General features: G+C 69.3%; 17 protein-coding genes and 1 tRNA gene. 14 read left to right on the top strand and 4 right to left on the bottom strand.

Going from position 1 to position 19,695, the window contains the following annotated elements:
* Nucleotides 1-131 precede the first annotated feature (131 nt).
* The 13 genes from HDC36_RS01775 to HDC36_RS01835 all read left to right on the top strand — a co-directional run bounded on the left by HDC36_RS01775 (nucleotide 132) and on the right by HDC36_RS01835 (nucleotide 13,195).
* Nucleotides 132-1,157, top strand: coding sequence for an N-acetylornithine carbamoyltransferase (locus tag HDC36_RS01775; protein WP_179563942.1), 1,026 nt, complete (start codon nucleotides 132-134; stop codon nucleotides 1,155-1,157).
* Nucleotides 1,158-1,229: 72 nt separating this feature from the next.
* The gene (locus HDC36_RS01780; RefSeq protein WP_179563943.1) at nucleotides 1,230-2,471 is read left to right on the top strand and encodes an argininosuccinate synthase; all 1,242 of its coding nucleotides are present in this window, start codon (nucleotides 1,230-1,232) and stop codon (nucleotides 2,469-2,471) included.
* Between the two features lie 188 nt (nucleotides 2,472-2,659).
* Nucleotides 2,660-3,112, top strand: a complete 453-nt coding sequence (locus HDC36_RS01785) for a GNAT family N-acetyltransferase (protein ID WP_179563944.1) — start codon at nucleotides 2,660-2,662, stop codon at nucleotides 3,110-3,112.
* Nucleotides 3,113-3,118: 6 nt separating this feature from the next.
* The gene (locus HDC36_RS01790; RefSeq protein WP_179563945.1) at nucleotides 3,119-4,216 is read left to right on the top strand and encodes an acetylornithine deacetylase; all 1,098 of its coding nucleotides are present in this window, start codon (nucleotides 3,119-3,121) and stop codon (nucleotides 4,214-4,216) included.
* Between the two features lie 59 nt (nucleotides 4,217-4,275).
* Nucleotides 4,276-5,592 (top strand): acetylglutamate kinase, encoded by a 1,317-nt coding sequence (locus HDC36_RS01795; protein ID WP_179563946.1) that lies wholly within the window; start codon nucleotides 4,276-4,278, stop codon nucleotides 5,590-5,592.
* A gap of 5 nt (nucleotides 5,593-5,597) precedes the next feature.
* Nucleotides 5,598-6,209, top strand: coding sequence for a GNAT family protein (locus HDC36_RS01800; RefSeq protein WP_179563947.1), 612 nt, complete (start codon nucleotides 5,598-5,600; stop codon nucleotides 6,207-6,209).
* Nucleotides 6,206-7,174 carry an N-acetyl-gamma-glutamyl-phosphate reductase gene (argC, locus tag HDC36_RS01805; RefSeq protein WP_179563948.1) on the top strand — a complete coding sequence of 323 codons (969 nt, stop codon included), beginning with the start codon at nucleotides 6,206-6,208 and terminating at the stop codon, nucleotides 7,172-7,174. Before HDC36_RS01800 ends, argC begins: the two co-directional genes overlap by 4 nt.
* A 144-nt stretch (nucleotides 7,175-7,318) precedes the next feature.
* On the top strand, nucleotides 7,319-8,617 hold the full coding sequence (gene argH / locus HDC36_RS01810; protein WP_179563949.1) for an argininosuccinate lyase: 1,299 nt from the start codon (nucleotides 7,319-7,321) through the stop codon (nucleotides 8,615-8,617).
* A 65-nt stretch (nucleotides 8,618-8,682) separates the two neighbouring features.
* Nucleotides 8,683-9,474 carry a hypothetical protein gene (locus HDC36_RS01815; RefSeq protein ID WP_179563950.1) on the top strand — a complete coding sequence of 264 codons (792 nt, stop codon included), beginning with the start codon at nucleotides 8,683-8,685 and terminating at the stop codon, nucleotides 9,472-9,474.
* An 88-nt stretch (nucleotides 9,475-9,562) separates the two neighbouring features.
* Nucleotides 9,563-9,820 (top strand): hypothetical protein, encoded by a 258-nt coding sequence (locus HDC36_RS01820; protein WP_179563951.1) that lies wholly within the window; start codon nucleotides 9,563-9,565, stop codon nucleotides 9,818-9,820.
* Nucleotides 9,821-9,836: 16 nt separating this feature from the next.
* Complete coding sequence (proB, locus tag HDC36_RS01825; protein ID WP_179563952.1) at nucleotides 9,837-11,048, top strand: glutamate 5-kinase; 1,212 nt, start codon at nucleotides 9,837-9,839, stop codon at nucleotides 11,046-11,048.
* A 124-nt stretch (nucleotides 11,049-11,172) separates the two neighbouring features.
* Entirely contained in the window at nucleotides 11,173-12,420 is a 1,248-nt protein-coding gene (locus tag HDC36_RS01830; RefSeq protein WP_179563953.1) for a glutamate-5-semialdehyde dehydrogenase, read from the top strand.
* Between the two features lies 1 nt (nucleotide 12,421).
* Nucleotides 12,422-13,195 carry a hypothetical protein gene (locus HDC36_RS01835; protein WP_179563954.1) on the top strand — a complete coding sequence of 258 codons (774 nt, stop codon included), beginning with the start codon at nucleotides 12,422-12,424 and terminating at the stop codon, nucleotides 13,193-13,195.
* A gap of 37 nt (nucleotides 13,196-13,232) precedes the next feature.
* Here HDC36_RS01835 and HDC36_RS01840 read toward each other — a convergent pair whose 3' ends face one another.
* Entirely contained in the window at nucleotides 13,233-15,641 is a 2,409-nt protein-coding gene (locus tag HDC36_RS01840; RefSeq protein WP_179563955.1) for a glycoside hydrolase N-terminal domain-containing protein, read from the bottom strand.
* Between the two features lie 317 nt (nucleotides 15,642-15,958).
* Here HDC36_RS01840 and HDC36_RS01845 point away from each other — a divergent pair, with 317 nt between their 5' ends.
* Nucleotides 15,959-17,875 carry a CocE/NonD family hydrolase gene (locus tag HDC36_RS01845; protein WP_179563956.1) on the top strand — a complete coding sequence of 639 codons (1,917 nt, stop codon included), beginning with the start codon at nucleotides 15,959-15,961 and terminating at the stop codon, nucleotides 17,873-17,875.
* Between the two features lie 376 nt (nucleotides 17,876-18,251).
* Here HDC36_RS01845 and HDC36_RS01850 read toward each other — a convergent pair.
* The 3 genes from HDC36_RS01850 to cydB all read right to left on the bottom strand — a co-directional run bounded on the left by HDC36_RS01850 (nucleotide 18,252) and on the right by cydB (nucleotide 19,685).
* Nucleotides 18,252-18,328: transfer RNA gene (locus tag HDC36_RS01850), tRNA-Pro, on the bottom strand.
* Between the two features lie 60 nt (nucleotides 18,329-18,388).
* Nucleotides 18,389-18,499 carry a cytochrome bd-I oxidase subunit CydX gene (gene cydX / locus HDC36_RS01855; RefSeq protein WP_003470310.1) on the bottom strand — a complete coding sequence of 37 codons (111 nt, stop codon included), beginning with the start codon at nucleotides 18,497-18,499 and terminating at the stop codon, nucleotides 18,389-18,391.
* Between the two features lie 34 nt (nucleotides 18,500-18,533).
* A complete protein-coding gene (gene cydB, locus HDC36_RS01860) occupies nucleotides 18,534-19,685 on the bottom strand; it encodes a cytochrome d ubiquinol oxidase subunit II (RefSeq protein ID WP_179563957.1) in 1,152 nt (383 codons plus the stop codon).
* Between the last annotated feature and the right edge of the window lie 10 nt (nucleotides 19,686-19,695).

Below are 19,695 nucleotides of genomic sequence, written 5' to 3' on the forward strand. Positions count from 1 at the left end.
CGTTCTGAAAACCCAGCCCGAGGCTGGGTTTTTTCGTTTTCATACCCCGGAAAGGTTTCACCCGTAAAGAACTACAGCGCGTCCCGCGCACGCCACCGCCGCGGTGGCTCCACGCAGCAAAGGATGGATCGATGTCTCTGAAGCACTTCTTGAACACCCAGGACTGGAGCCGGGCCGAGCTGGACGCGCTGTTGACCCAGGCCGCGCTGTTCAAGCGCAATAGGCTGGGCAGCGAGCTGAAGGGCAAGTCGATCGCGCTGGTGTTCTTCAACCCGTCGATGCGCACCCGCACCAGCTTCGAACTGGGCGCGTTCCAGCTGGGCGGGCATGCGGTGGTGCTGCAGCCGGGCAAGGACGCGTGGCCGATCGAGTTCGACCTGGGCACGGTGATGGATGGCGACACCGAGGAGCACATCGCCGAGGTGGCGCGGGTGCTGGGCCGCTACGTCGACCTGATCGGGGTACGCGCGTTCCCGAAGTTCGTGGACTGGTCCAAGGACCGCGAGGACCTGGTGCTGAAGAGCTTCGCCAGGTACTCGCCGGTGCCGGTGATCAACATGGAGACCATTACCCACCCGTGCCAGGAGCTGGCGCACGCGCTGGCGCTGCAGGAGCATTTCGGCACCCAGGACCTGCGCGGCAAGAAGTACGTGCTGACCTGGACCTACCATCCCAAGCCGCTGAACACCGCGGTGGCCAATTCGGCGCTGACCATCGCCACCCGCTTGGGGATGGACGTGACCCTGCTGTGCCCGACCCCGGACTACGTGCTGGACCAGCGCTACATGGACTGGGCGGCGCAGAACGTGGCCGAGAGCGGCGGCTCGCTGCAGGTCAGCCACGACATCGACAGCGCCTACGCCGGCGCCGACGTGGTCTACGCCAAGAGCTGGGGCGCGCTGCCGTTCTTCGGCAACTGGGCGCCGGAGAAGCCGATCCGCGACCAGTACCAGCACTTCATCGTCGACGAGCGCAAGATGGCGCTGACCAACAACGGCGTGTTCTCGCACTGCCTGCCGCTGCGCCGCAACGTCAAGGCCACCGACGCGGTGATGGATTCGCCGAACTGCATCGCCATCGACGAGGCCGAGAACCGGCTGCATGTGCAGAAGGCGATCATGGCGGCCCTGGTAGGCCAGGGCCGCCGGGATTCGTGATTCGGGATTGGGGATTCGCAACGTCGAATCCCGCCCCCGCTCCCATTTAGTCAACCGCAGAGAGATTCCCCCATGTCGCAGCAAACCGCTTCCACCAATCCCGAATCCCCAATCCCGAATCCCGGCACCAAGGACATCGTCCTGGCCTTCTCCGGCGGCCTGGACACCAGCTTCTGCATTCCCTATCTGCAGGCCAAGGGCTACGCCGTGCACACGGTGTTCGCCGATACCGGCGGGGTGGACGACGAGGAGCGCGACTTCATCGAGAAGCGCGCCGCCGAGCTGGGTGCGGCCAGCCACGTCACCGTCGATGGCGGCCCGGCGATCTGGAGCGGCTTCGTCAAGCCGTTCGTGTGGGCCGGCGAGGGCTATCAGGGCCAGTACCCGTTGCTGGTGTCCGACCGGTACCTGATCGTCGATGCCGCGCTCAAGCGCGCCGACGAGCTGGGCACCAAGATCATCGCGCACGGTTGCACCGGCATGGGCAACGACCAGGTGCGCTTCGACCTGGCGGTCAAGGCGCTGGGCGACTACGAGATCGTCGCGCCGATCCGCGAGATCCAGAAGGAGCACACCCAGACCCGCGCCTACGAGCAGAAGTATCTGGAGGAGCGCGGCTTCGGCGTGCGCGCCAAGCAGAAGGCCTACACGATCAACGAGAACCTGCTGGGCGTGACCATGTCCGGCGGCGAGATCGACCGTTGGGAAGCGCCGGGCGAGGGCACCCGCGGCTGGTGCGCGCCGCGCAGCGCGTGGCCGATCGAGCCGCTGACGGTGACCTTGAAGTTCGAGCACGGCGAAGCGGTGGCGGTGGACGGCAAGCCACTGGAAGGCGCCAAGCTGCTGGCCAAGCTCAACAAGCTGTTCGCTCCGTACGGCGTGGGCCGCGGCATGTATACCGGCGACACCGTGATCGGGCTGAAGGGCCGCATCGTGTTCGAGGCGCCGGGCCTGATCGCGCTGCTGGCCGCGCACCGCGCGCTGGAAGACGCGGTGCTGACCAAGCAGCAGAACCGCTTCAAGCCGGAGGTGGCGCGCAAGTGGGTGGAGCTGGTCTACGAAGGCTTCTACCACGATCCGTTGAAGACCGACCTGGAGGCGTTCCTGGATTCCTCGCAGGCCAAGGTCAACGGCGAAGTCACGCTGGAAACCCGCGGCGGCCGCGTCGATGCGGTGGCGGTGAAGTCGCCGCACCTGCTCAACGCCAAGGGCGCGACCTACGCGCAGTCGGCGGACTGGGGCGTGGCCGAGGCGGAAGGCTTCATCAAGCTGTTCGGGATGAGCTCGACGCTGTACGCGCAGGTCAACCGCTGAGGGTAGAGCCCCTCTCCCATCGGGAGAGGGGTTGGGGTGAGGGTACGGGCGAAGCCTCGCAACATTTCGACCTGCAAGCTTCCCCGCACCTTCACCCGCTCGCGCGAAATTCGATTCACCAGGCTTCGCCCGTACCCTCATCCGCCCCTTCGGGGCACCTTCTCCCGGTGGGAGAAGGAACTGTCTTGATGGAACCCATGCACGCACTGCGCATCAGCACCGACAAGCAGGAACTGGATCTGCCGCTGATCCATCGCTTCCTCAGCGAACAGGCCTACTGGTGCCTGGGCATCCCGCTGGACACGGTGCAGCGGGCGATCGCCGGCTCGCTGTGCTTCGGCGGCTACGTCGAGGGTGCAGGGCAGGTGGCGTTCGCGCGGGTGATCACCGACGGGGCGACCTTCGCCTACCTGGCCGACGTGTTCGTGCTCGATGCGTACCGCGGCCGCGGCTACAGCAAGCAGCTGGTGGCGGCGATCATGGCCCACCCGCAGCTGCAGGGCCTGCGCCGCTTCATGCTCGCCACCTCCGACGCGCATGCGTTGTACGCCCGGCACGGCTTCGCCGCGCCGGCGCGGCCGCAGTCGCTGATGGAAATCGCCTATCCCGACCTCTACCGCACCAGCGCCACGGCTGCCTGACCCGCCATGACCGATCTGCTCGAACCCACCCTCGCGCACCTGCACCAGCTGGTGTCCTTCGATACCCGCAATCCGCCGCGCGCGATCGGCACCGGCGGCATCTTCGACTACCTGCGCGCGCAGCTGCCCGGGTTCCAGGTCGAGGTGATCGACCACGGCGCCGGGGCGGTCAGCCTGTACGCGGTGCGCGGCGCGCCCCAGTACCTGTTCAACGTGCACCTGGACACGGTGCCGGACTCGCCGCACTGGAGCGCCGACCCGCACCTGATGCGGCGGACCGACGACCGGGTGATCGGCCTGGGCGTGTGCGACATCAAGGGCGCGGCCGCGGCGCTGGTCGCGGCGGCCAATGCCGGCGACGGCGATGCCGCGTTCCTGTTCTCCAGCGACGAGGAAGCCAACGATCCGCGCTGCATCGCCGCGTTCCTGCAACGCCGCATTCCCTACGAGGCGGTGCTGGTGGCCGAGCCGACGATGAGCGAAGCGGTACTGGCGCATCGCGGCATCAGCTCGGTGCTGATGCGCTTCGCCGGCCGCGCCGGACATGCGTCGGGCAAGCAGGATCCGTCGGCCAGCGCGCTGCACCAGGCGATGCGCTGGGGCGGCAAGGCCCTGGACCATGTCGAGTCGCTGGCGCATGCGCGCTTCGGCGGCCTGACCGGCCTGCGCTTCAACATCGGCCGGGTCGAGGGCGGGATCAAGGCCAACATGATCGCGCCGGCGGCGGAGCTGCGGTTCGGTTTCCGGCCGCTGCCGTCGATGGACGTGGACGCGCTGCTGGCGACCTTCGCCGGTTTCGCCGATCCGGCCGCCGCGCACTTCGAGGAGACCTTCCGCGGGCCGAGCCTGCCCTCCGGAGAGATCGCCCGCGCCGAGGACAAGCGCCTGGCCGCGCGCGACGTCGCCGATGCGCTGCACCTGCCGATCGGCAATGCGGTGGACTTCTGGACCGAGGCCTCGCTGTTCTCGGCCGGCGGCTACACCGCGCTGGTCTACGGCCCGGGCGACATCGCCCAGGCGCACACCGCCGACGAGTTCGTGACGCTGCAGCAGCTGCAGCGCTACGCCACCTCGGTGGACCGCATCATCAACGGCGTGCGCTGAGCGCGCGCCGCCGGGGCCACGGCCCTTCCATCCCGGATCACGGAACCGCCATCACCGCCATGCACGCCAACAAGCAAACCCGCCAGACCATCGTCCGCCTGCTCTCGAGCATGGCCAGCGCCAAGGAGATCAGCCAGTACCTCAAGCGCTTTTCGCAGCTGGACGCCAAGCGCTTCGCCGTGGTCAAGGTCGGCGGCGCGGTGCTGCGCGACGATCTGGAGGCGCTGACCTCCTCGCTGTCGTTCCTGCAGGAAGTCGGGCTGACCCCGATCGTGCTGCACGGCGCCGGCCCGCAGCTGGATGCGGAGCTGTCGGCCGCCGGCATCGAGAAGCAGACCGTCAACGGCCTGCGGGTGACCTCGCCGGAAGCGCTGGCGATCGTGCGCAAGGTGTTCCAGGCCTCCAACCTCAAGCTGGTCGAGGCGCTGCAGCAGAACGGCGCGCGCGCCACCTCGATCACCGGCGGGGTGTTCGAGGCGCAGTATCTGGATCGCGACACCTACGGCCTGGTCGGCGAGGTCAAGGCGGTGAACCTGGCGCCGATCGAGGCCAGCCTGCAGGCCGGTTCGATCCCGGTGATCACCAGCCTGGGCGAAACCCCGAGCGGCCAGATCCTCAACATCAACGCCGATTTCGCCGCCAACGAACTGGTGCAGGAACTGCAGCCGTACAAGATCATCTTCCTCACCGGCACCGGCGGGCTGCTCGACGAGGAGGGCAAGGTGATCGATTCGATCAACCTGTCCACCGAGTACGCGCACCTGATGCAGCAGCCGTGGATCAACGGCGGCATGCGGGTCAAGATCGAGCAGATCAAGGATCTGCTGGACCGGCTGCCGCTGGAATCGTCGGTGTCGATCACGCGCCCGGCCGACCTGGCCAAGGAACTGTTCACCCACAAGGGTTCGGGCACGCTGGTGCGGCGCGGCGAGAAGGTGCTGCGCGCCACCGCGTGGGGCGAGCTGGACACGCAGCGGCTGAAGTCGCTGATCGAATCCAGCTTCGGCCGCACCCTGGTGCCGGACTATTTCGACAAGACCCGGCTGCTGCGCGCCTACGTCAGCGAGAACTACCGCGCCGCGGTGATCCTGACCAACGAGGACGGCTACACCTACCTGGACAAGTTCGCGGTGCTCGACGACGCGCAGGGCGAAGGCCTGGGCCGCGCGGTGTGGAACGTGATGCGCGAGGAGACCCCGCAGCTGTTCTGGCGCTCGCGCCACAACAACCAGGTCAACATCTTCTACTACGCCGAATCCGACGGCTGCTTCAAGCAGGAGAAGTGGAAGGTGTTCTGGTACGGGCTGGAGAACTTCGAGCAGATCCAGCACTGCGTGGCGCATTGCGCCACGCGCACGCCGACCCTGCTGGGCTGAGCGCGATGAGCCTGGACCTGCTGCCTGCGCTGTGGCGCGAGGTGCCGACCCTGCAGGGCCGGCATGCGTCGTTGGAACCGTTGCGGCATGCGCATGCCGACGCCTTGCGCGCGGCGGTGCACGGCAGCGGCCTGGAGCGGCTGTGGTACACCAGCGTGCCGGCGCCGGACAAGGTCGACGGCTACGTGGCCGCCGCGCTGGACGTGCAGGCGCAGGGCCGCGTGCTGCCGTTCGCGGTGCGCGATGCGGCCGGCGACGTCGTCGGCAGCACGCGCTTCTACGGGCTGGACGCCGAGGTGCCGACGCTGCTGATCGGCTACACCTGGTACGCGCCGCGGGTGCAGCGCAGCGGGGTCAACACCGAGGTCAAGCTGATGCTGCTGCAGTACGCGTTCGAGACCCTGCAGTGCATCAGCGTCGGCTTCGAGACCAGCTGGTTCAACCACACCTCGCGCGCGGCCATCGCCCGGCTCGGCGCCAAGCAGGACGGGGTGCTGCGCAACCACAAGCGCCACGCCGACGGCACGCCGCGCGACACCGTGGTGTTCTCCATCATCGATACGGAATGGGCCGGGGTGAAACGCCACCTGCAGTTCCGCCTGGACTCGCATACATGACTTCCAAGACCTATGGCGTCGGCATCGTCGGCGCGCGCGGCCATACCGGCGCCGAACTGATCAAGCTGGTCGCCGCGCATCCGCACCTGCACCTGGCCTTCGTGTCCTCGCGCGAACTGGCCGGCCAGCGCGTGGCCGAGCACAGCGCGGACTACCAGGGCGAGCTGCGCTACGAAAATCTGGACGTCGATGCGGTCGCGGCCAAGGGTGCCGCGGCGGTGGTGCTGGCGCTGCCCAACGGCAAGGCCGCGCCCTACGTCGCGGCGCTGGATGCGGCGGCGGCCGAGACGATCGTCGTCGATCTGTCGGCCGACTACCGCTTCGATCCCAGTTGGTACTACGGCCTGCCGGAACTGACCCGCGGCCGCTATGCCGGGCAGAAGCGGATCAGCAATCCCGGCTGCTATGCCACCGCGATGCAGCTGGCGATCGCGCCGCTGCTCGACCAGTTGGCCGGGCCGCCGCAGTGCTTCGGCGTGTCCGGCTATTCCGGCGCCGGCACCACGCCATCGGACAAGAACAACCCCGAGCTGCTGCGCGACAACCTGATGCCGTACGCGCTGACCGACCACATGCACGAGCGCGAAGTGTCCACGCACCTGGGCGTGCCGGTGGAGTTCATGCCGCACGTGGCGCCGCATTTCCGCGGCATCACCATGACCGTGAACCTGTGGCTGCAGCAACCGCTGACGCTGGACGCGATCCAGCGCCGCTACCGCGAACGCTACGCCGGCGAGCCGCTGATCGAAGTGCTCGATGAAGCCCCGTGGGTCAGCCGCATCGCCGGCAGGCACGGCGTGCAGATCGGCGGCTTCACCCTGGCCCCGGGCAACAAGCGCCTGGTGGTGGTGGCGACCCTGGACAACCTGCTCAAGGGCGCGGCGACGCAGGCGATGCAGAATCTCAATCTGGCGCTGGGCTTGGACGAGCTGACCTCGATCCCGGTGGTGGGGCAGCCGCAATGAGGCTTCTTTGCCGCCCGGACTCGGAACCCCGGACAACGACACGAAGCGCGCCCACCTCGACATCGCCCCGTCGGTCACGCGCCCCGAAATAGAGCAAGCGACGGCTTTCGATTCCCCATTCCCCATTCCCGATTCCCCCCAAAAATGACCAATCTCCTCTGGCAAAAACCCGGCGTCGCCGTCGATGCCAAGATCCAGGCCTTCCTGGCCGGCGACGACGTGATCCTGGACCGCGAGTTCTTCCTGCACGACATCGCCGCCAGCGGCGCGCACGCCGAAGGCCTGCAGCGCATCGGCATCCTGTCGGCCGACGAACTGGCCGGGCTGCAGCGCGAACTGGCGATCCTGGCCGAGGATTTCCGCAGCGGCGCGTTCGTGCTCGACGAGCGCTTCGAGGACGGTCATTCGGCGATCGAGGCGCGGCTCACCGAGCGCCTGGGCGACGCCGGCCGCAAGATCCACACCGGGCGCAGCCGCAACGACCAGATCCTGGTCGCCACCCGCTTGTGGCTGAAGGAACGGCTGGCGCAACTGGCGCAGTTGAGCCGCGAGATCGCCAAGGTCGCGCTGGACCGCGCGCAGGCCGAGCAGGCGCTGCCGCTGCCGGGCTACACCCATATCCAGCGCGCCGTGGTGTCCTCGGCGGGCATGTGGTGGGCCGGCTGGGCCGAGGCCTTCATCGACGATGCGATCCGCGCCCACGACACGCTGCGCCTGATCGACGCCAACCCGCTCGGCACCGCCGCCGGCTACGGCGTCAATCTGAAACTCGACCGCGAGCACACCACCGCCGCGCTCGGCTTCGCGCGCATGCAGGTCTCGCCCATCTACGCGCAGCTGTCGCGCGGCAAGTTCGAGATGGCCGCGCTGGAAGCGCTGGGCAGCGCGACCCTGGACCTGCGCCGGCTGGCCTGGGACCTGTCGCTGTTCACCAGCGGCGAATTCGGCTTCGTCGCCTTGCCGGCGCAGTACACCACCGGCAGCTCGATCATGCCCAACAAGCGCAACCCGGACGTGATCGAACTGATGCGCGCCACCCACGCCAGCGTGGCCGCCGCGCGCACCGAGATCGAGCAGCTGCTGTCGCTGCCGTCCGGCTACCACCGCGACCTGCAGAGCAGCAAGGGCGCGATCTTCCACGGCTTCGGCCGCGGCCTGGCCGCGCTGGAGCTGCTGCCGGCGTTGCTGGCCAACCTGGAATGGCGCGAGGACAAGTTGCGCGCGGCGATCGACTCGGGCATGTACGCCACCGATGTGGCGGTCGAGGCGGCGCTGGCCGGCGTGCCGTTCCGCGAGGCCTACCAGGCCGCCGCCGCGTCGGCGGCCAGCGCAGGGCAGGGGCGCACGCCGGAAGGCAGCCTGGCCGCGCGGGTCTCGCCCGGTGCCGCCGCCGACCTGCGGCTGGCGGAATTGCAATCGCGCTGGGATGCGTTGGCCGGCTGAGGCCGGCGCGGCCCAGGCCGTACGCTGCCACGCCGGGTTTACGGGTTGCACCGGAAGGAGAACGCATGGACCGATCGACCGCGCTGCCGCAGGCACCCAAGCGCCATCGCTGGGCCGCGCTGGCGACGTTGCTGTTGCCGCTGCTGCTGGCGTTGTCCCTGCCGCCGCAGGCGGCAGCCGGCGACGCGCTGAAGGTGGCGGTGTACCGGGGCAAGGCCGGTTGCCGCGGTTGTTCGGAAATGGTGGTGAAGTCGTTGCAGGGAAGCGGCCTGGATCTCGAACTCGCCTATGTCGGCGAGCGCGAGCCGCTCAAGGTGAACGCGCGTACGCTGAGCGGCTTCGACCTGTACATCCAACCCGGCGGCGGGCAGGACATTCCTGCCGCCTATGCCGCCATCGGCGACGACGGCGCCAGTGCGATCCGGGCGTTCGTGCGCAGCGGCAAGGGCTTCCTCGGCTTGTGCATGGGCGCCTATCTCGCCGACCGCGACTGGATCGGGCTGGTGGACGTGGCTCTGCAATCGGAGGTCGGGCGCCCGGGTTCGGGCATCGACGACGAAGGCGACCATACGATCGATGTGCGCTGGGACGGGACGCTGGAACGCTTCTACTATCAGGACGGTCCGTATTTCACCGGCAAGGCCGCGGCGGGCTATGCGCCGATCGCCCACTACCGCAACGGCGACGTGGCCATGGCCCGCTACGGCTATGGCGCCGGCACGGTGCTGCTGACCGGCCCCCATCCCGAAGCCGACGCCAGCTGGATGGACGAGGAGGGCGGCGACGCCGCGGCGCAGGACAAGATGCGGCGCCTGCTGCGCTACTTCGCGGCGACACGCACGGCTGTGGTGCGTTAGTGTCGGTAGCGGCCGCTGGCAGGCGGTGCGGGAAGGGCGGGCGGCCACGCCGGCCCGATGGTGACGTAGTCGATCGAGGAGAAGCAGGATGACGCTGTACCTGGTGATGGCGATGCGCAAGCCGGACTTTCCGCCGTCGGTGGTCCAGCCGCACCGCGATTTTCTCGCCGCGTTGCGCGCGCGCGGGCTGCTGGAACTGGCCGGCGGTTTCGGCGACGGCAGCGGCGGCGCCTATCTGCTGAAGAACGTCGCCAGCCTGGAGCAGGCGCGGGCGATCGTCGCCGAGGATCCGCTGGCGATCGAGGACGCGTCCGAACTGAGCGTGCATGCATGGAACGCGCAATGAGCCGGGCGCGGCCGCGATGAGCGTCGTGATCGCTGGCGCATCGGCGTTCGTCGAGCAGGCGCTGCCGCCGTGGCGGCGCGCGGTGCTGAAGGTCGGCAGCAGCCTGCTCGCCGCCGATGGCGGCGGCGGACTGTCGCCGCGCTATGCGCTGGGGCTGGCGCAGTTCGTCTCGGCCAACCTGGCGGCCGGGCGCGAACTGGTGATCGTGTCGTCCGGCGCGGTCGCCGCCGGCCGCGCGATCCTGCCGCGGGCCGCCGAGGCCGGCGCGGCGATCGCCGCGCGGCAGGCGCTGGCCGCGCTCGGCCAGGCGCAGCTGATCGCGCTGTGGCAGCGCTTCTTCGAACGCCCGGTGGCGCAGGTGCTGCTGACCCACGACGACCTGCGCAACCGCCGCCGCTACCTCAACGCGCGCGCCACCCTGGGCGAGCTGTTGCGGCTGGGCGCGCTGCCGGTGGTCAACGAGAACGACACCGTGTCGGTGGACGAACTCAAGCTCGGCGACAACGACAACCTGGCCGCGATCGTCGCCGCGCTGGTCGATGCCGACGCGCTGTTCATCGCCACCGACATCGACGGCCTGTACACCGCCGATCCGCGCAGCGACCCGCGTGCGCAGCCGCTGGACGACGTACCGGAGCTGACCGCGGCGGTGCTGGCGATGGCCGGCGGCAGCGGCAGCCGCGTCGGCACCGGCGGCATGCGCACCAAGCTGGAGGCCGCGGCCAAGGCCGGCGCCGCCGGCATCGAGACCTATCTGTTCAACGGCCGCAGCGCCGAGGTGGTGCGCGGCCTGGCCCAGGACCGCCTGCGCGGCACCCGCATCCATCCCGCGCGCACCCGCATCGCCGCGCGCAAGTACTGGCTGCGCCAGGTGCCGGTCGAACCCGGCGCGATCCTGGTCGACGCCGGCGCCGCCGCCGCGCTGGCCGACAAGGGCGCCTCGCTGCTGCCCGGCGGCGTGGCCGGCGCCGAAGGCGACTTCCGCCGCGGCGACATGGTCGAAGTGCGCCTGCGCGATGCCGGCGGCGACCGCTGCCTGGCGCGCGGCGTCAGCCAGTACTCGGCCGCCGACGTGCGCCGCATCGCCCGCCGCCACTCGCGCGACATCGAGTCGATCCTGGGGTACAGCTATGGAGAGAATGTGATTCACCGCGACGATCTGGTGGTGATTCGGGACTCGGGATTCGGGAGCCGGGATTCGGGACTCGGGACTCGGGACTCGTTGTAAGCACGTTGCGTCGTTGCAGCGATCGCGCAAATGTTTCGACGTGTTTCGCCCGACAGCTTGACGATTCCCGCCGCTCGCGCAGCCTTTTCGAGTCCCGAGTCCCGCCTAACCACTGGAACCATCAATGAGCACGATCCGATCCCAAGCCCTGCAATGCCGCGATGCCGCGCAGGCGTTGGCGCAGTTGTCCTCGGCGGCCAAGCAGGCCTTGCTGGAGGCGATGGCGGCGGCGCTGGAGGCGGATGCGGAGACGATCCTCGCCGCCAATGCGCGCGACCTGGAGGCGGCGCGGGCCAGGGACGTCGGCAGCGCGATGCTCGACCGGCTGGCGCTGGACGGCAAGCGCCTGGCGGGCGTCGCCGCGGCGTTGCGCGAAGTGGCGGCGCTGCCCGATCCGGTCGGCCAGGTCACCCGCGACGACGTGCGCCCGAACGGCATCCGCGTGCAGAAGGTGCGGGTGCCGCTGGGCGTGATCGCGATGATCTACGAGGCGCGCCCGAACGTCACCGCCGACGCCGCGGCGCTGTGCATCAAGGCCGGCAACGGCGTGATCCTGCGCGGCGGCTCGGAGGCGATCCATTCCAACACCGCGATCGCCGCCGCGCTGCGGCGCGCGCTGCGCGAGGCGGGGATCGGCGAGGACGCCCTGACCCTGGTGGAAGATCTGCGCCGCGAGACCATGCTGGAACTGCTGCAGCTCAACGACATCGTCGACCTGGCGATCCCGCGCGGCGGCGAGGGCCTGATCCGTTTCGTCGCCGAACACGCGCGGGTGCCGGTGATCAAGCACTACAAGGGCGTCTGCCACCTGTTCGTGGACGCCTCGGCGGACCTGGCGCTGGCGGTGAAGCTGCTGGTAGACGGCAAGACCACGCGCCCGTCCGCCTGCAATTCGCTGGAAACGCTGCTGGTGCACGCCGACGTCGCCGCACGCTTCCTGCCGCTGGCGGCGCAGGCGCTGCAGCAACGCGGGGTGGCCCTGCGCGGCGACGACGCCAGCCGCGACCTGTTGCCGGACATCGACGCGGCCAGCGACGCCGACTATGCCGCCGAATACCTCGACCTGATCCTGGCGATCCGGGTGGTGCCGGACCTGGACGCGGCGATCGCGCACATCCGCCACTACGGTTCGGACCATACCGAAGTCATCGCCACCGCCGATGCGGCCAACGCCGAGGCGTTCGTGCAGGCGCTGCGCGCGGCGGTGGTGATGGTCAACGCCTCCTCGCGCTTTTCCGACGGCGGCGAACTCGGCCTGGGCGCGGAGATCGGCATCTCCACCACGCGCCTGCACGCCTACGGCCCGATGGGCCTGGAAGCGCTGACCGTGGAGCGCTTCGTGGTGCGTGGCGAGGGGCAGGTGCGGCACTGAGATGCAGCCACGCCATGCTGGCCTGGGCACCTTGTCGCTGCTTTCCGTTGCCGCGCTGGCTGGTGTGGTCGGCGATGCCGGACACGAGCTTGCGCACACTGTGGTCGCGATGTTCATGCCAGGCGTAAGCTTGCAGCAGATCTCGACCATCGGTCTTAGCAGCGTCGGCACCTCACCCTGGATTGCCTTGGCTGGCCCGGCGTTCAATCTGTGCGCCGCGCTAACGCTGTTGCTGGCGCGCAGCGCTGGCCTGCCGCCGTCGTGGCGTTATGTCGCCTGGGTGGTCGGCACCTTTAATCTGTTCAATGCGGTGGCCTACCTGGTCTATTCGGCGCTGCTGAGCAGCGGCGACTGGGCGACGGTGTTTGCCGGCGTTGCCCATCCTGCGGCATGGCGGATCCCATTGGGCATTGCAGGCGTGCTCGGCTACTGGGCCGCCATCCGCATGGCCGCATCGGGGTTGGCAACGCTGTGCGCCGATGGCGTGCTGTCTGCCGATGAAGCCACGCGTGCCTGCCGCGTGTCCTATCTCGGCTTCGGCGCGTTGCTCACACTCGGCGCGCTGTTCAACCCCATCAGCTGGACGCTGGTGTTCAGTTCCGGCGTGGCGACTGGATTCCTGGCCATGGCAGGCATGCTGGCGCTGCCCGCATCGCTGCCTGTGGCGCTGGCCGAACGCGGTGCGCTGCGGCTCGGCATGGCGTGGCGTATCGCTGGCGTGTTGGCGAGCCTGTGGTTCGTCGCCGTGATGGGACCCGGCATCCGGCTGGGCTGACCGGGCGGCATGCCGTACGCCGTCATCTGCGGATGTCTCAGAGCACGCGCATGGTTGCGCCACGCGCCAGCTCCACCATGCGCCGCGTGCCGTTGAACGTCAGTTCGGTGCGCGTGCCGCCGACGCTGCGCAGCGCGATCCGCGTGGCCTTGCCGGCGCGCCATTCCAGGTCCACCACGAAGCCGCCGCGCGCGCCGATGCCGCTGATCCGGCCGCGTTCGGCCCAGGCCTTGGGCAGCGCCGGCAACAACGCGATATGCCCGGGCCGCGAATACAGCAGCATCTCCAGCATCGCCGTGGGCGTGCCGAAGTTGGCGTCGATCTGGAACACGCCGCCCAGGGTGGGGTCGCCATGCTGGCTGAGGTCGTAGATGTCGAAGAAGTTCGGCGCGGTGCCGTTGCTGTGCACGATCGACGGCTTGAGGTTGGTCGCGACCAGCGCATAGGCGCGCTCGGCCTCGCCCAGCCGCGCCCAGCACAGCGCACGCCAGGCGCAGGCCCAGCCGAAGCTGTGCATGCCGCGCGCTTCCAGCAGCTTGCGTGCCGCGGCGACCTGCTGCGGCGGGGCCAGGTCCGGATGCAGGCGATGGCCGGGATACAGCCCCATCAGCGGCGACAGGTGGCGGTGGTGCGCCTCGCCCAGGTCGTCGGGCGACATCCACTCCTGCAGTTGCCCGCTGCTAGGACTGATTTCCGGCAGGTACAGGCACCGCTGCAGCTCGGCGACGGTCGCGGCATAGGCCGCATCGCGATCGAGCAGCGCGCTGGCCTGGCGGTATTGGCCGAACAGGTTCCAGGCCAGCTCCTGCGCGTAGGCGATGCCGCGCGCGTCTTCCGGGCCGTGCTCGGGCGACCAGTCGTGATCGTCGACCAGGCGCCGCTGCGGGCGGCCATCGGCACCGGGCACCTCCAGCTCGATCAGCCGCGCCTGCCAGAACTCGCAGGCGCCCTTGAGCAAGGGATAGATCCGTGCCAGGTAGGCGCGGTCCTGGGTGTATTCGTAGTGCTGCCACAGGCTGTCGCACAGCCAGGCGTTGCCGCCCGGGTGCCAGTACCAGCCGCTGCCGCCGAACGGATTGGTCGAGAACGCCACCGCCCAGCCGGCGACCTTGCCGGAGGTGTTGCGGAAGCGGTTGCGCGGGTCGTTGAAGTGCGCCTGGGTGATCTGCGTCCATGCCGGCAGCTGCGCCAGGCAGTAGCGGGCGAGGGCGTCGAAGCACGGTGCCAGCCCGGCCGCGTCGGTCAGCCAATAGTTCATCTGCAGATTGACGTCGCTGTGGTAATCGCTCATCCACGGCGGATCGTTGTTCTCCAGCCACAGCCCCTGCAGGTTGATCGGCAGCGCGTCGCGCGAGGCGGCGATGGTCAGGTAGCGGCCGAACTGCAGGTACAGCGCTTCCAGTTCGGGGTCGGGCGTGTCGGCCGCGGCGCGGGCCTGCAGCCGCTCCCACAGGTCGAGCTTGCGTTGCGCCGGGCTGGAGCGGCCCAGATCCACCTGCATGCCGTCGAACAGGGCGCGGTAGTCGGCCACGTGGGTGTACAGCAGCGCCTCGGGCGCGAGCCTGGCCGCCGCCTCGCAACGTTGCCGCGCCAGGGCCTGCGGATCCAGGTCCGGGTCGCGGCAGTTCCTGGCCAGGTCGGGCACGTAGTTGCTGCCGCCGCACACCACGATGCGCAGCGCGCTGCAGTCGCGGAAGTGCAGCGTGTCGCCGTGCAGTTCCACGTTGCCGTCGGTGGCGATCAACTGCACGTGCGCGCCATGGCGCAGGCCGTTGGCCAATGCGCCGGAAAATCCCAGCTGCCCGCTCGCATCGCCCTGCACCGGTGCGGCGTGCGCGCTGACCAGTCGCAGCCGGCCGCTGTGAAGGCCGCCCCCGCGCTGCTCGAGCTGGATCACGAGGGCGTCGTCGGGATGGCTGGCGAACACGGTGCGGGTGAACTGCGCGGAGCCCAGCGCGTAGTGCACGCGCATGCAGCCGTTGCTCAGGTCCAGCTCGCGTGCGTAGTCGCGCAGCTGCGCCGGCGCGTGTCCGTCCAGTTCCAGATACAGCTTGGCCAGCATCACGAAGCTGCCGAAGTTGTCCTTCTCGTAGGGAAATTGGCCCTGCGCGTCGAGCACGTCGTTGCGCCCGCCGGTCCACAGGCTGGCATCGGACAGGTACAGGAAGTCGCGGTCGGGCGCGCCGCCGACCAGGGCGCCGAGCCGGCCGTTGCCGATCGGCAGGCCTTGCCGCAACACGTCGGCCTCGTTGGCCGCGCTGGCGTAGCGCATCCGCAGCGCCTGCGCCGGCGGCACCAGCGGCGAGCGGGCCGGGCGCAGCGGCGCGGCCAGCGTACGGCCGAATGCGGGCAGGCCCAGCAACGGCAGCATGGCCGCCAGGGCGCCGCCCTGTTTCAGGAACGCGCGGCGCGCCGCATGGCCGGGCGCGTGCTCGGAGTCGCTCATCGTGTGGGTCTCGCCGGCGCCCCGCACGCGGTTGCGGCGATGGGCAGAAGCATCGTTGTACCTGCCGTGCGCGCCGCAGGGAAGCTATCGCGTGCGGTTTCCGGTGCGGTGGCGCCGATGGCGCCAGGCATGTCCGCAACTGACCGGAGCGTTGGCGGTCGCATGGCCGTTCCCGCTCCGGATCCCGCCATTTCCGTGTCCTGACGCATGCGCACCGCGACCCCCGTGCGGACACGCCGGGCCGTCTGCGGCGCGCCGACACTTCCGCCCGGGCCGCGGTTGCGCCTACAGTCGCCGTCTCACTGCCCGGAGGTTCCATGCGTCCCATCGCCGCCCGCTTGCTCGTCACCGTCGTTGCCGCCGCGCTGGCCGCCGCCGCCCAGGCGCAGACCGCGCCGATGACGCCCGACATCACCGGCAAGGCCTTCGTCGCGCCGACCGAGGCCAACGACTACGTCAAGCGCGAGGTGATGATCCCGATGCGCGACGGGGTCAAGCTGCACACCGTGATCGTGCTGCCCAAGGGCGCGCAGCATGCGCCGATGCTGCTGACGCGCACGCCCTACGACGCCAGCGGCCGCGCCAGCCGCATGGCCTCGCCGCATATGCGCGACCTGTTGCCGCAGGGCGACGAGGTGTTCGTCGACGGCGGCTACATCCGCGTGTTCCAGGACATCCGCGGCAAGTACGGTTCGCAGGGCGACTACGTGATGACCCGGCCGCTGCGCGGGCCGCTCAACGGCAGCAAGGTGGACCACGCCACCGATGCCTGGGACACCATCGACTGGCTGGTCAAGAACGTGCACGAGTCCAACGGCAAGGTCGGCATGATCGGCTCGTCCTACGAGGGCTTCACCGTGGTCATGGCGCTGACCGATCCGCACCCGGCGCTGAAGGTGGCCGCGCCGGAAAGCCCGATGATCGACGGCTGGATGGGCGACGACTGGCTCAACTACGGCGCGTTCCGCCAGGTCAACTTCGACTACTTCACCGGCCAGCTGACCCAGCGCGGCAAGGGCAGCGGCATCCCGCGCCACGGCCACGACGACTACAGCAACTTCCTGCGCGCCGGCTCGGCCGGCGACTACGCCAAGGCCGCGGGCCTGGAGCAGTTGCCGTGGTGGCACAAGCTCACCGAGCATCCGGCCTACGACAGCTTCTGGCAGCAGCAGGCGCTGGACAAGGTGATGGCGCGCACCCCGTTGAAGGTGCCGACGATGTGGCTGCAGGGCCTGTGGGACCAGGAGGACATGTGGGGCGCGATCCACAGCTACCAGGCGATGGAACCGCGCGACACCGGCAACGACAGGAACTACCTGGTGATGGGGCCGTGGCGGCACAGCCAGGTCAACTACGACGGCTCGGCGCTGGGCGCGCTGAAGTTCGACGGCGACACCGCGCTGCAGTTCCGCCGCGACGTGCTCAAGCCGTTCTTCGACCAGTACCTGGTCGACGGCGCGGCCAAGGCCGACACCCCGCCGGTGTTCATCTACAACACCGGCGAGAACCACTGGGATCGCCTGCAGACCTGGCCGCGCAGCTGCGCGCAGGGCTGCGCGTCACGCAGCAAGCCGCTGTACCTGGCCGCCGGCGGCACGCTGTCGTTCGACGCGCCCACGGCCGGGCAGGGCGATTACGAGGAATACGTGTCCGACCCGGCCAAGCCGGTGCCGTTCGTGCCGCGCCCGGTCGATTTCGGCGATCGCGACATGTGGACCAGCTGGCTGGTGCACGACCAGCGCTTCGTCGACGGCCGCCCGGACGTGCTGACCTTCGTCAGCGAACCGCTGGATGCGCCGCTCAGCATCGCCGGCGTGCCCGAGGTGCACCTGCAGGCCTCCACCAGCGGCAGCGACAGCGACTGGGTGGTGAAGCTGATCGACGTCTACCCGGACGAGATGGCCTCCGATCCGAAGCTGGGCGGCTACGAACTGGCGGTGTCGATGGCGATCTTCCGCGGCCGCTACCGCGAGAGCTTCGAAACGCCCAAGCCGATCGCGCCGAACCAGCCGCTGGCCTACAGCTTCGGCCTGCCCACCGCCAACCACACCTTCCAGCGTGGCCACCGGGTGATGGTGCAGGTGCAATCCAGCCTGTTCCCGCTGTACGACCGCAATCCGCAGACCTACGTGCCCAATATCTACTTCGCCAAGCCGGGCGATTACCAGAAGGCCACGCAGCGCATCTGGCATACGCCGCAGCAGGCGAGCTACATCAGTCTGCCGGTGCGCTGAGCGCGTCGTCCGCGGCGCGCGAGCAGCCGCCGCGGCCTTTCTCGGCAGTGATGCAGCAGCGCACCGATGCGCGTCGCATGCGTCGCGCACGCCATGCCGGTGTTGCATCGCGCTAGATCCAATCCGGCAGCAGGCATGCGCCGCCGAGGCGATGCCTGCCGCGAGTCGCACATGTCTGCATGGGCCTGCACGATCGGATGGGGCGGAGGCATCGAGCGTCAGCCCGCCCGGCGGTGCGGACGCGATGTCGGCCTCGGATCGCGGCAGGCCAGGCCGCTGCTGCCTCGAGCGCGCAGCGCAAGCGCGCGGCGCCGTGCCGCAGACACAAAAAAACCCGGAAAACTTTCGTTTTCCAGGCTTCTTGTGACCTTGAAACTGGTCGGGGAGACAGGATTCGAACCTGCGACCTCTACGTCCCGAACGTAGCGCTCTACCAGACTGAGCTACACCCCGAAGGAGCCGCACATGATACGGGGGTCACCCGCATTCGGCAAGATCCTTTGCGAAAAAATTTCAGTCGGCCGCGTCGGGGGCGGCGCCCTCGCGTGCCTCGAACCACATGCCGTTGAGGATGGCGGCGGTGGAGGCCAGGCCGACACCGAGAATCCAGGCGAAATACCACATGGTGCAAACTCCTATGCGATCGGGGTGAACGCGCTCAGTACGCGTTGGGGTTGTCGTCCAGCGATTCGGCGGTGACCTTGCCCTTCAGCACCCGGTACACCCAGGTGGTGTAGCCGAGCACGATCGGCAGGAACACCACCGTGGCCAGCAGCATGATCCACAGGGTCAGGTGGCTGCTGGAGGCGTCCCACACGGTCAGGCTGGAGCCGGGCTGGCTGGAGGAGGGCAGCAGGAACGGGAAGATCGCAAAGCCGACGGTGAGGATGATGCCGGCGATGGCCGCGCCGGAGGCGATGAAGGCCAGGCCGCCGCGCCGCTTGCGCAGCAGCACTGCGCTCAGCAGCAGGCCGAGCAGGCCGGCCACCGGCGCCAGTGCGGTCAGCGGCATCGACTGGTAGTTGTGCATCCAGCCGCCGACCTCGCCGAGCACCGCGGTCTTCAGCAGCGGATTGGTGGCGCCGTCGGTGACCACCGGCGAGGTCACCGCATAGCCGGGCAGGGCCACTGCGACCCAGGCGCCGCCGGCGGCGAACAGCGCGCAGGCGACCAGTGCCGCCGCGCTGCCGTAGCGGGCCGCGCGCTCGGCCACCGGGCCGTCGGTCTTCAGCACCAGCATCGCCGCGCCGTGCGCCACCAGCATGCTCACGCTGAGCAGGCCGGCGAGCAGCGCGAACGGCATCAGCAGGCCGAAGAAGGTGCCGGTGTAGAACACCCGCAGCGTGTCGTCGAAGTGGAACGGCACGCCGAGCACCACGTTGCCCACCGCCACGCCCATGATCAGCGCCGGGATGAAGCCGCCGACGAACAGCGCCCAGTCCCAGCCGTTGCGCCAGCGCTGGCTGGGCAGCTTGCCGCGGAACTTGAACCCGACCGGGCGCAGGATCAGCGCGAACAGGATCACGAACATGGCCAAGTAAAAGCCGGAGAAGCTGACCGCGTACAGCGGCGGCCAGGCGGCGAAGATCGCGCCGCCGCCGAGCACCAGCCAGACCTGGTTGCCTTCCCAGACCGGGCCGATGGTGTTGACCACCAGCCGGCGTTCGGCGTCGTTCTTCGCCACGAACGGCAGCAGCGCGCCGACGCCCAGGTCGAAACCGTCCATCACCGCGAAACCGATCAGCAGGATGCCGAGCAGCAGCCACCAGATCACGCGCAGCGTGGTGTAGTCCAATGCAATGAAGTCCATCGTCATTCTC

The organism is Xanthomonas sp. JAI131 (genome assembly GCF_013410075.1).
GTDB lineage: Bacteria > Pseudomonadota > Gammaproteobacteria > Xanthomonadales > Xanthomonadaceae > Xanthomonas_A > Xanthomonas_A bonasiae.